Raw genomic sequence first — 609 nt, 5'->3', positions numbered from 1 at the left:
GACCTACAGCTTCACGACGGGTGGCAGCGCCACCTCAGGTACTGACTACGACACACCGACGTTTGACAAGGGCGTGACCTACGACGCGACCACCCAAACGATCACGGTGCCGGCGGGTGTAGGCAGCTTCACGGTGAGCTACCCGACGATCGACGACACGGATGTGGAAGCGAACGAGACGCTGACGGTGACGATTGACGGTGTGACCGGTACGGGCACGATTCTGGACAACGACAAGCCGGGGATCAGCGGCATCGAACCGAACCGCCCGGGCGTCAGTGACGACCAGGTGGAAGAAGGTCAGCCCCTGTCGTACACGGTGACGCTGACGGAGCCGACGACCCAGCCGACGACCTACAGCTTCACGACGGGTGGCAGCGCCACCTCAGGTACTGACTACGACACACCGACGTTTGACAAGGGCGTGACCTACGACGCGACCACCCAAACGATCACGGTGCCGGCGGGTGTAGGCAGCTTCACGGTGAGCTACCCGACGATCGACGACACGGATGTGGAAGCGAACGAGACGCTGACGGTGACGATTGACGGTGTGACCGGTACGGGCACGATTCTGGACAACGACAAGCCGGGGATCAGCGGCATCGA

Annotated in this window: 1 protein-coding gene; it reads left to right on the top strand. The window is 62.6% G+C overall.

The window, feature by feature from the left end; all coding sequences use genetic code 11:
* Positions 1-609 (top strand): Calx-beta domain-containing protein (locus tag JYJ39_RS13980; RefSeq protein ID WP_205205274.1); only part of this gene is annotated, 609 nt, incomplete at both ends.

Source organism: Azonexus hydrophilus, assembly GCF_905120355.1.
Classification (GTDB): Bacteria; Pseudomonadota; Gammaproteobacteria; order Burkholderiales; family Rhodocyclaceae; genus Azonexus.
Note: the sequence above shows the minus strand (reverse complement) of the source record. Positions and strands in the feature narration are given on the sequence as shown.